Origin of the sequence: Mycetohabitans sp. B46 (assembly GCF_037389205.1) — a bacterium.
Taxonomy (GTDB): Bacteria; Pseudomonadota; Gammaproteobacteria; order Burkholderiales; family Burkholderiaceae; genus Mycetohabitans.
The window spans coordinates 266,734-279,219 of sequence record NZ_JADBGL010000004.1; the positions used below are offsets into that span (position 1 = coordinate 266,734).

The 12,486-nt window shown below is 60.1% G+C and carries 1 protein-coding gene; it reads right to left on the reverse strand.

Translation table 11 applies throughout. The features are described 5' to 3' along the window. Nucleotides 1–22 precede the first annotated feature (22 nt). Nucleotides 23–12,469, reverse strand: a complete 12,447-nt coding sequence (locus tag IHE30_RS06675; RefSeq protein ID WP_337689598.1) for an SDR family NAD(P)-dependent oxidoreductase — start codon at nt 12,467–12,469, stop codon at nt 23–25. Between the last annotated feature and the right edge of the window lie 17 nt (nt 12,470–12,486).

The window sequence follows — 12,486 nt, forward strand, 5'->3', positions numbered from 1 at the left end:
GTATTTCCCCGTTATGCATTCGTTAGACTGTTGTGATCAGTTGCGCAAATTGCTCGGCGTTCAGCTCGCCGCTGCTGATGCGGCGGTAGAGCAGGCTATTGAACGACGGTTGCGGCGTTGCGGCGGCCTGCGACGGCTGCGCCATCGCATGTTCAAACTCATATCCCGGTAAAGCGACCCGATTGCCGCCTTCCGGGAAAAGCGCGGATGCGTCTAACGGCGCGCCGCGGCAATAGGCTGCCGCCATCTGCGCAGGCGTGCCTGACGCGGTCCCCGCCTCGCCTTGCTCAACACCCTCGAACGGTGAGATCCAGCAGCAGCCCTGCACCGACTGCTCGTCAGTCAGCAATGACTGCAGCCGCGCCACCATCTGCTCCATGGTGTCGGCCACCACCGCCGCGCGGTGCGTCAATTGGTGCTCACGCTGCGCCAAGCTGTAGGCTAAATCCTGCAGTTCGAGACCGGGATGAGCGAGGATAAATGCGTTGAACGTTTTCAAGTAGGCGAACAAGCTGTGGCGGCTAGCCGCAGCGAAAACCAACAACTGCGTCTGCCCCTGGCGGTGCTTAAGCTGCGCTCGACGCTCCAGGTGCTCCTCCACCACTAAGCTGGCATAACTGCCCCCCGCGCCAAAGGAATTGATCAAGCAACGGCGCGGCTCAGGCGCGCCCTCTGCGCTCACCGGCGCCGGCCAGGGCGACACCTGCTGCTGCAGATAAAAAGCGCTGCCCTCAAGCCGTATATGAGGATTGGGCGGGTCGGCATTGATCGACGGCGCCAATTGCCCGTGCTGCAACTGCAGTAACACCTTGGTGAGCTGGGAGATGCCCGACGCCGCCTCAAGGTGGCCAATATTGGACTTGACTGTGCCAAGCGCACAACTGGCAGGTCGCGTATCGCCAAACACTTTTTTGAGCGCCGCCACCTCGATTGGGTCGCCCAGCTCAGAGCCATTGGCCGCCGCTTCAACGTAGTTGATTTGCGCCGGTTTCAGACCGGCCCGCTTGATGGTCTGCGCCATGAGCTGGGATTGCTGTTGCGTATCCGGAGCCGAATACATCAGCCTGCCACCGCCATGATTGACGCTGGAGCTTTTGATCACCCCGTAGATTCGGTCGCCGTCGGCCACGGCTGCGGCCAAAGGTTTAAGTAGCACGGCGCCGGCACCCTCGCCCGGGATCATCCCATCACCTTGACCAAAGCCGCGGCTAAGATCGCTACTCCCCAGATAGTTAGCCAGCTTTAGCGTTTGGTACTTGGACGGATCAAGGATCAGATTGACGCCGCCGGCGATCGCCATGGCACAGTCGTTCTGCAACAGGCTCTGGCAAGCCAAGTGGATAGCGGTCATCGAACTGGAGCATGCCGAATTGACCGCTAGGCTCGGGCCCTTCAAATCGAAATAATGGGAAATTCGATTGGGTATCTGCCAATCAGTGACGTTTGACTTAATCGCTGCCCGCTCCAGGCTGCTCTCGGTCCACGGCGATTGATGATACATCGAGCCGATGAAAACCCCCACTCCCGCCGCGTCGCGCTGCTGGATTCGGGCGATGGCATCGCTGTTGTAACCCGCGTCCTCAAAGGTACGCCAAGTCACTTCAAGCATCTGTCGTAGCTCGGGCGAAAGATGACTCACCTCGTCGTGAGGTACGCCAAACAACTTGTGATCAAAGCCCTCGACTTGCTCAAGGAAACCGCCGTAGTACCGTCCATTCGCCCAGGATTCCGTCCCGGTCAGAGACTGGGACCAACGCGAACTCGGTGCCTCACTGACACAGTTACGCCCGTTGCGCAGGTTATCCCAGAAACACGCCAAGTCGGCGGCCATAGGATAGCGGCCGCTGACGCCAATAATCGCAATATCTCGACACGTCGTGGGCTGTTCGACAACGCTTGCTGGCGTGGCCGCCGGCATAAGCTGAGCGCGCTTGGCAGGATTGTCGATCGGCTGGACATGACGGGGAGCGTGACGCGGCGCACGCTCGGGATTGGCTGCGACCGCGGTCACTGGCTGCACCACAACCGGGCGATTAAGCTCGTGGATAGCCGCAAAATGCTTGGTCAACTCAGCCCGATGCTCACTCAGCAGGTAGTCCGTCAGCTGATTGATCGTGTTGTATTCAAAGAGTATGGTGCGCGACAGCTCGCCGGTCGCCTTCTCCAACGCCTGAATCAAACTGATCTGCAAAATGGAATCGATGCCGTAGCGATCGAAGGCAACATCCCGCTGCAGCCGCTCAGGCGCCATATTGACCAGCTTCGACAGCACTTCAGTAATCAACTGGCGGCACTGCTTGGCTAAGAGGGCTTCGTCGACCTCGCCTTCAGCCATCGTCGGCGTCACCACAGGCGCACTGGCTGCGACGGGCGCAATCGATGCAACGGGCGCAATGGCTGTGACGGACGCCTCCACCGCGACGTCGGCGACGTCGGCCACGGGCATGACCCGTTGCTGCGCCGGCAGACGAACCACGCCATCACTCACAGCGACGATAATTTGCTGTCCCAGAGAATGACTACCTGCGACCGGGAAAGCAATGTCGCCAAAGCCCTGCGACTGCAGCAGCCGCTGCCAGCTCTCGGGAGACAGGCCGGGACAGCCGTTGATTCTTAGCGCCTCGTCATCATAGAGCCACCAGCCTTCGAGTAGACCGAAGGTCAGGTGAGTAAACATCGAGCGCTCACTGATTTCGTTCAGCAGCAGCAACCCGCCATGGCACAGCGTAGCCTTGGCATTTTGCAGCGTACAACGCAGGTCTGGCGTCGCGTGCAGCACATTGGTGGCAATCACCAAATCGTAGTGATTCGTGCTAATACCCTGTCCCAGGCAAGCTTTGCTGACGTCAAAAATGGCGGTGCGCAAATAGGGCGCCTCGGGTGCAAAATGCTGTTCGGCATGGCGCAGGAAGGCTTGCGACAAATCTGTGTAGCAATATTCAGCGATCTGATGCCGCCACGGCCGCAGTTTGCTGATCAGCCCAGCGGTCGTGCCGCCGGTGCCCGCGCCGATCTCCAAGATCCGCAGCGGCCGGTTGCTTTCAGCATGACGGCGGGCGATATCCACGACGACCTCACCGAGCGCCTCGTTGAAATAATCAGAAATCTTGTTGTTTTTATAGATATCTTCTACCAACGACATGGAGCCGCCAGGGAAAATCACTTCGGTAGCCGGCTTCTCACCGCGCAGAATGGCCGGCAACGCCCGAGCACACGTTTCGACTAGCTGCAACTGCGCACGCAAATCGCCATCCCGGCGCCATTCATCGCTCGCCTGGCGCCACTGTGACCACAGTGATGCAGCAGCAGGGATGGCCGTCAGCGCCTGCCCTTGATCGTCGATATAGCCTTTTTGCGCCAGCAAGCGCAGGCTTTCCCGCAGCCACCGACGATAGAAGGAATGGGCGTCGAGATTCGCTGCCACCGCCGGATGAGCGGCAATCTGTTGTTCAGTCAGTGGGCCGCCGCCGGCTAGCTCGCCAATGTAGGCGAAGGTCAGGGCCAGCAACAGTCGGTCCATCTCAGCTGCTGCACTGTGATGCTGCGGCGGCGGGCCTAGCCTTTGCGCCACATTTGTCCACGCATAGGAGGCTGAAGGCGTCTCCAACGGGTAACAATGAAGCTGTGTGCCGCTGTCGATACCAGCAATAGTCATCGGCTCAAGCAGTTTGATCAAGCCCAATTGTGGCAGCGCACCGACTAGCAACTGATCCAGTGCCGCCATGCCTTCGTCCGGCTCGATCGAGCCGAGCCCCTGCTCAGCCATCCGCGCTCGATAGCCGGCATTGGCCACCACGCCAACGCTGCCCCAATAGCCCCAGTTAATGACCTTGACTGCGCAACGCCAGTGCTGATTGAGCTGCATGGCAAAAGCGTCAGCAAAGGCACAGCCGGCGGCGTAATTGCTCTGGCCAGCGGCCCTGCTAAAGGCAATCATCGACGAGAAAAACAGCACAAAATCCAGCGCTGGATTGTCGGCTGGCGCAAAGACTTGGGCCATCCGGACGCTAGTGGCCATCTTGGCGTCAAGGCAGGCGGTGAACTGCGCTTCGTCCATCTGCTCCAAGCGAGCGTCATCCAGCACCAACGCCGAGTGCACCACGCCGTGGATCGCGCCGAACGATTCCACCACCTGACGCCTAGCCTGCGCCAACTGCTCTATATCAGCAGCGTCAGCCTGGATATACAACGGCGCCGGCGCGTTGCATGCTTGGCTCATTTGTGCCAGCACCGCCAGCTTGCGATGGATTTCCTCGTCAGCGGCGCGGCGGCCAAGCCAAACCACTCTGGCACGGTAATGACGGATCACGTGACGCGTCCACACTTCACCAATGCCGCCGGCCCCCCCTATCACGACGTAGACGCCGCCTTCACGGTAGCTCACGCCGTTATCTGTTTGCGCCTGTTGCGCCAGCGGCAATAGCCGTTGGCAAAACCATTCGCCGTCACGCCAGGCCAAGCATTCGCCGGGCAGCGTCTGCGCAGGCGTGGCGACCGGCAGCGCCTGCGCACCAGCCGGCAGATCGATCAGTTCAACCCGCCAATGTTCATATTCCTTTGCCAGTGACCCCGCCAAGCCATGACAGGCCGCCTGCTCCGGCGCCAACGGCTCGCCAGTACGCACCGCAACACTGGCTGTCAAAATCAATTGCAGTTCCAGCGCTCGCTGGTGATCACCCCGTTGCAGCAGCGCCTTGATTAATCTGAACAACGCCAGCACGCTTTGTTCGCGGCTGTCAATCAACCGTTGATTCGCAAAATCGGCCGACGGTTGCGGCGCCAGCCAAATCAACCGCTGAAACGGCGCGCAAGCAGCCAGCTGAGCGGCAATCCCGTCAATCGTTGTCGCCAGCGACGGCAAGAATTCGATCTGCGCATATTGCCCGGCCAGCCAGCTACGCCGCTCCCCAGACGCGCCAATCGCCAGGGTGGGCAACGCTTGCCGAGTGGTGGAGGCATTGTCGGCAACCCGCCATTGTGGCGCCAGCAGGCTCAGCCCTGCTGGCAATCGATCGCCCGCGGTGAAATGCGCGATTTGTCCGCGCGTGCCATTCAATGGCCGGGAGCTAAAACCCCGGAAACTGACGGCGATGTGCCCTCGCTCATCACACAGCTCGATATCGATCCGCTGCACTGCGCTGCTTTGGCCACGGCGGTCAACGCTGATCAACGCCCACATGACCGGTCGGCAGCCATCGTAGACATTTAGTTGCTCCAACGCGAAAGGCAGCAGGGTCTCGTGCAGGCCCTCCGTTTGTTGCAGCAATAGGCCAATCGATGCCTGTACCGCTGAGTCCAACATACCGGGGTGCATCACCCAGTCGCTGCCCAACCATTTGGCATCCAGCTCGAGCCTAGCCAGCAGTCTGCCGTCGCCGAGCCACAGCTGCTTGACACCGCGGTGGCTGGGGCCATAGTCGATATTAACTGGCTCAAACAGCGAGTACAGCTGCGCCGCCTCAACGCTACGCTGCCACGGGCCCGCTGCGAGGGCTTCAAGGTCCAGTGGCTCCACGGCAGCCGCGGCAGGCATCACTTGCGCACTGCCTTTGCAATGCTCGACCTCGTCGCCCTGAGCCTGTGAGTAGATCCTAAAATTGATTTTTTGCTGCTCCAGCGCTAGCTCGATATGCAGCTCGTTGTGCTGCGCTGCCAGCGTGTACGGAGCCAACCAGACGATGTTTTTGAATTGCAGCCAACCGGCGGCCAAGTGCTTCGGATCCCACGATTGGGCAATCGCCGCCCGAGCCATTTCCAGATAGCCGACGCCTGGCATAGTTGGAAGGCCGTTGACTTGATGGTCGGCAAACCAGCACTCTTGGCCGCGCCAGCGGCTGCTGAACCGCTGGCGGTAAAAATCCGAGGTATTACGTTCGAGCATCGGGTGCAACCAGCCGCTGCCTGGCACTGACTCAGTGACGGGTACGGTCGCCAAATCCGTCACCCAATAACGCTCTTGGGCAAACGGATAGCCTGGCAGGCTGAGGCGCTGCATGAAGCGCCCATCACGATAGAACTGTCGCCAGTCGATCGCCAGCCCCTGCGTCCACAATTCCAGCAATTTGTGATACTTGCGCTTGTCAATCCATGCCGCAAGCGCCGCAGCCATATCCTCATCCTGACGGAACAGCGCCAGCGCCCGGTTGTCTCCTTCGCTACGGCCGCGATAGGCAGCCTTGCCCCCGGCGGCAAAATCGGCAAGCTGGCGCTGCAGATCAGCCAAGGAGTCACTGAGCAGCGCGAGCCGCTCGGGCATCGGATCGCGGCCAACCTGCAACGTGTAAGCCAAATCATCGAGGTAATGCTCAGGGTTGAGCTTGGCCTCGGCAGGCTCCGCGGCAATAAACTCGGCCAGGCGACGAGCATATTCACGCAATTGCTCTGGCGTTTTGGCCGACAGCAGGATCGGTCGCGCACCGGACGTCACGTCGTGGCGAGAACGCTGCGGCGGTTGGTATTCCTCCAGCAGGATATGCGCGTTAGCACCGCCAAAGCCGAAGGAGCTCACCCCCGCCCGCCGCGGCAACGCATGACCGTTACTGTCCTTGGCAGCCAGCCAGGGCCGGCTTTGCTGCACGATATAAAATGGGCTGTTGTCCAGTTCGATATACGGATTGAGCACATCGCAATGCAGGCTCTTAAACAGCACCTTGTGCTTCAGTTGCAGCAATACCTTGATCACCCCGGCAATACCTGCTGCCAATTCAAGGTGCCCGACGTTCGATTTCACTGAACCCACGCCGCAATAGCCTGGCGGCAGTGGGCCAATGCCCAACTCTTCGCTCAGCTCGCGGAACGCCATTTTCAGGCCGTTGATTTCGATCGGATCACCCAGTTCGGTACCGGTGCCATGCGCTTCGATATAGCCGATGCTGCGTGGATCGACACCGGCTTGGCGATAAGCCGTTTTTAGCAGCTCCGCTTGGGCCCGCGGGTTTGGCGCAGTCAACGAATTAGCCTTGCCACCATGGTTTTCCACGGTGCTGCGGATCAGCGCGTAGATGTGATCGCCGTCGGCCTCGGCCTGCGAACGCTTCTTCAGCACAATCATCCCGACCCCTTCGCCCCGGGCGTAGCCGTTGGCTTGAGCCGAGAAGGTTTTACTGCGCCCATCTAGCGCCAGCATGCCGGCCTTATTGAAGCTGATCTGCGCTTCAGGCGCAATCAGGGTATTCACGCCGCCGACGATCGCCATTTGGCAATCCCCGCTGCGCATCGCCTGAACCGCACGGTGGATCGCCACCAGCGACGAAGAGCAGGCCGTTTCGACTGGCTCGCTGGGACCATGCAGGTCAAGCAGAAAGCTCATTCGATTGGGGCCGACCGACGGTACCATCGCCGTGGCACTGTAACCCTCCACCGGCACGCCGGCTTTGGCAATCAGACTGCTGTAGCCCGTCATGCCAGTGCCCACAAAAATCCCCGTACTGCTGCCCGCCAGATCCGCAGTGGCATAGCCCGCGTCTTCAATCGCCAGCCAGACATAGGTCATTAGCAAGCGTTGCTGGGGGTCCATCAACTGGGCTTCCCGCGGCGAAATACCGAAGAACAACGGATCAAAGTGGTCCACGCCGTGGATAAAGCCACCCCATTTGACGTTGGTCTTGTTGGCCTGCTGATGCGGATCGCCATAATATTCACGCCAGTCCCAGCGGTTGACGGGGATCTCGCTGATACAGTCCCGAGCATCGCTCAGATTGCGCAAGAACTGCTCGACATCGTCGGCCATGGGGAAGCGGCCGCTGACGCCGATCACGGCAATATCGTCCTCCTGCGCCGGTTTGCTCGGAACAGAGGAGACAGCCGGATTAACGGATGATTGCGCTACTGTCAGTGGGCGCCGCTTGAGCACCGATCTTGACGCCTGGGCGCTATGTTGCTGCGGCGTTGAGGGCGATGGCTTTGTCTGCTGCTGTGGCACCATTTGTTGTGGCGCCATGGATTGCGGCAATAGCTTGGCCGCGAGCACGCTACCGTGCTCGCGCTCCAGGTACGCAGCAAAACGGTCAATTGTGGCATGTTCAAAAAAGATCGTCGGCGCCAGGTTAAGTCGCCATTGCTGCTTCAACGTGCCCGACAGCGCGGTTAGGCTAATGGAGTCGAAGCCATATTGGCTGAACTCGGCATCAGTACGGATCTCTGCGGCAGGAATTTTCATCTGCTGGGACACGAGATCAATCAGCGCGCGGCGCAATGACTCTGCCAATGGCGCCCCAGCCTGCGTTGGCGACGACGGCGCGACGACTTGGCGTTGCGGCGCGTTGTCGCGCGCGAGCGCAGGATCAGCATCGTCGCGGCCGGTCACCAGTGCAGTCATCTGCTTACGTCGCCCGTTCATCACGAGCAACTGCGGCTTATCCCAGGCAAAACATTGGCACAGCGCATGAATGCCGGCATTGGTGGGCATGGCCACCATGCCGGTGCTTTCTGCCATGTGCTGCGCAATCGCCTCATCCACCTTCATGCCGCCTTCTTTCCACAGCGGCCAATTGATCGCCAGGCTACGGCCGCTTCGCCGTCCCTGCTTAACCAGCTGGCTGCGGTACGCGGCGTAACGGTCGACAAAGGCGTTTGCCGCCGCATAGTCGGCCTGGCCGGTATTGCCGATCACGCCGGTACCCGACGAAAAGAAGATCATGAAATCCAATGGCAGCTCGGCAGTAGCTAAATCCAGGTTGCGAGCACCGGCCACCTTGGCTGCCATCACTTGTTTCAGTTCGTCATCCTGCTTATTGATCAGCAGGCTGTCTCGGATCACGCCAGCGCTATGCAGCACGCCATGAAGGCGGCCATGCTTGTCACCAATCCATGCAACCAATCGCTGCACTGCGTCGCGGTCGCTGACATCCAGCTGCCGGTATTCAATCGTGTTTCGACCTGCGTCGATCTCAGCCACGCGCTGCGCGTCCACCGCAGAGCGGCCTGTCAGAATCAATGTGGCATCGCTGACACTGGCCGCTATCGCGCGGGCAAAAATCTGTCCGAGGCCCCCAAGGCCACCGGTAATCAAGTAGACGCCGTGATCTTTCCATGGCGTGCCGACCGCTAAATCGACCGTCGGGCAAGGGCGCCAGCGTTGCACTTGGCGCTGTCCTGCTTGGTAACGGATTTCGACGTCGCCGGTGGCAGCATTGTCCTTGAGCCGCTGCACCAATGTTTGCGGCTCGTCCAACTCAATCAATTGGCCGGTCAAACCCGGCGCTTCGAGTTGCAGGCTGCGCAGCATGGCCGCTAGGCCGCCGATCATCCGATCGCCTTTAGGGTTGTAGAGTGCAAGCTGGATCAGTGACCGTCCACTGACGCCCCGACCGAGTAACGGCCGAATCCGCTGCAACAGCGCCAGCGCCGCCTGTTGATAATCCTCGGCTGGATCCTGCTGCGCGACGGCCAGTAACTCACAGCGACAATCGGTACTGTGCGCGGCTAGCTGGCGTTGCACGTCGGCGACGCATTGTTCATCAAAGCCGCTTAGCAACACCAACTGCTGGCTAAAGTCGACCGCCTTACGGTGACTGGCCGCCTCGTCAACCCACTGCGGCTCGAACAGCACAGTTTCTGTGAGCGGATGATCAGGCGCGGCCTGATCGCTGTGGTCGCCGAGCACCCGAGAAGTAAAGCCTTGCATCAGCACGCAAAGCTTGCCCTGCTGATCAAATAGTTCGATATTGAGTCGTTGCAAGCTGGTATCGGCCTGCTGGTCGTCGCGCCGCTCGGCATACGCCACCCTGGCCCACATCCGCTCACTGCAGCGGTCCCATATCTGCAAGCCTTCCAGCGCAAAGGGCAGCGTTGGTCGCGTCGCCGGCGGCAGACTGCCCCGATCGCCTTCGGGAAGCACTACGTCGGCGCCGAGACTCAGCGCGATCGCCGCTTGGAGCGCCGAGTCCATTAGTGATGGATGCAGCAGATAGTCATTCAAGCTGTCATGCTGGCAGGACGGCAGCGCAAGCTCCGCCAATACTTCTGCCCGTCCCAACGCAATCGACTGCAGGCCCTGGTAAGCCGGGCCATGCTCAAATGTCATCGCCCGATAGGCTTGGTAGCATTGCTCAGCGCTCAACCGGCCGCCATCCATCCTAGCCTTCAACGCCGCCAAATCAACTTGGCGCTGCGCAGAAGGCTCAGCCAAACTGGCCAAGCCTTGGCTGTGCAGCACGGGTTCACCAGAAACCAGGCCTGAAAGCGGATCATACTCGCGGCTGGTGATCTCGAAGCGGATCTGATTGTCCTCTTCCAGCGTCAACTCCACGTCTATTTGCCGTGCTTGGCCATCGATGATTAACGGACGCAACCAGACGACATCGCTCAATACCGGCTGCCGCGCTGTCTCCGCCAAGCCGTTGGCAGCCATCGCCACCGCGGCTCGAGCCATTTCCAGATGACCGACCCCGGGGAAAATCTGCCGCCCCCCCACCACATGCTGCTTGAGGAAAAATTCTTCGCCATCAAACACGGTGGTAAAGCGCTGGCTTAGCAGATCTGAAGTATTTCGTGTCAGGAACGGATGCAGGCGACCCACGCTCAAACTCGTTGCCGCACCGACATCGCCTCCCGCCGTGCCCCGACGTGCAGGCGGTATCCAGAAATCTTGCCGAGCAAAAGGATAAACCGGCGCATGAATACGTCGGGCCTCGGCATCATAGCGCCGGTTAAACGCGTTCCAATCGACATGACCGCCCGCCACCCAGGCTTTAGCCAGGCGTTGTAAGTCAGCATGCTCGTCGCTAGACGGCAGTTCGACAGCCGAATGCTCGCCTGGGCCGATCTGCCCGTGCCACGTGTGCTGAGATGCCCGGTCGTCCAGCCAATCGTCGAGCTGCTGCGTCAGCTGGGCTTTGTCGGTGCATAAAAAAATCAACCGATGATCCTGCGCCAGCCGGCCTGTTTGCAGGGTATAGGCGAGATCCGCAAGCCGAACCGCCGGATCGGCTAACGCTTCGCGTACTCGGCGGGCATAGTGCTTGAGACTATCGGCAGTGCGTGCCGATAGCGGCAAGAGCCGCGGCCGTGACACCTCGACCTCGGCGCAAGTCGCAGCGGCCACCTCGACTGGTTCACGGACCACGATGTGCACATTGGTGCCGCTGTGGCCAAAGGAATTGAGCGCCGCCATCCGCAGCCCACTGTCACCGACCGGCCAGTCTGTCAGCTCGCGAGGGATATTGAACGCCGAATCTGCCAATGCTATCCGTGGATTCAATTGCTCAAAGTTCAATAAACCCGGCAACTGTCGGTATTTCATGGACAGCAAGATTTTGATCAAGCTGACTACACCCGCAGCCGCTGAAGTGTGGCCGATGTGGGCCTTGGCGCTGCCCAACGCACAGTAGCCGGTATCAGCGGTGAACTGTCGAAAGGCGCGGGCCAGCGCGTTGACCTCCACCGGATCGCCGAGCGGCGTGCCGGTGCCATGGGCCTCGACATAGCTAATCTGCCTCGGGTCAATGCCAAACCGCCGATACAGCTCACTGATCAACCGCTCCTGAGCCTGGCCGCTCGGTGCGGTAATGCCGTTGCTGGCGCCATCCTGGTTCATGCCCGAAGCACAGATCACCCCGTAGATCGGATCACCGTCAGCTATCGCTTCCGGCAAGCGTTTGAGGGTCACCATGCCGACCGCTTCCGACAATACAATGCCGTCGCTGCGGCTATCAAAGGTATGGCAGCGCCCGGTAGGCGACAACATATCCATCTGCGACAAGCTGATCAGGCTGGGCTCGCCGAGCGTAGCAAAAACCCCGCCGGCCAACGCCAGATCCGTCTCACGGTTGCGCAGGCTTTCACAGGCCAGGTGGATGGCCACAGCTGATGATGAACAGCCGGTATTGACGACCAGCGCCGGCCCTTTGAAGTCGAGAAAATAGGACAGTCGTGACGCGATAATCGCATCGGACGCGCCGATAAACGTTTCATGGAAGTAACCCGTCGGCTCGGCGCCGACAAAGATCCCCACTGCTTGATTCCGGAAACTTTTCGGGTTGTAGCCTGCGTCTTCCAACGCTTTCCAGCTTTCCTGCAGGATCAGCCTTTGATGCGGATTCATCGATTCCGCGTCGCGGGGCGAAATATTGAAGAACAACGGATCAAAGTCATCCCGCTGCTCGAGCACGCCGCCCCATTTGCAATAGGTCTTGCCAGGCTCACGCTGCGGCGCATAGCTGCGCTGAGGGTCCAGATAACGCTCGCCCAATTCAACGATGCCATCGACGCCAGTGCTCAGGTTACGCCAGAAACGCTCAACGTTATCAGCCGCGGGAAACTGTCCCGCCATGCCGATGACTGCGATTTCAACATGCGCTTGCGCCCGCCCCGGGCCAGACACCGTCTTCTCTGCTATCTCGCTCTGCTCTGTCCCCTCTCGCGTCGCGGTCGCGGCTTTCAGTCGTTGCAAACGCTGTTTGGCCTCGGCCACGGTGATCTGGCGATTTTGAAGTCCAGCAATGATGGACTGAAATTCTTGGCTGCTCATTATGTCGTTTCCCGGCA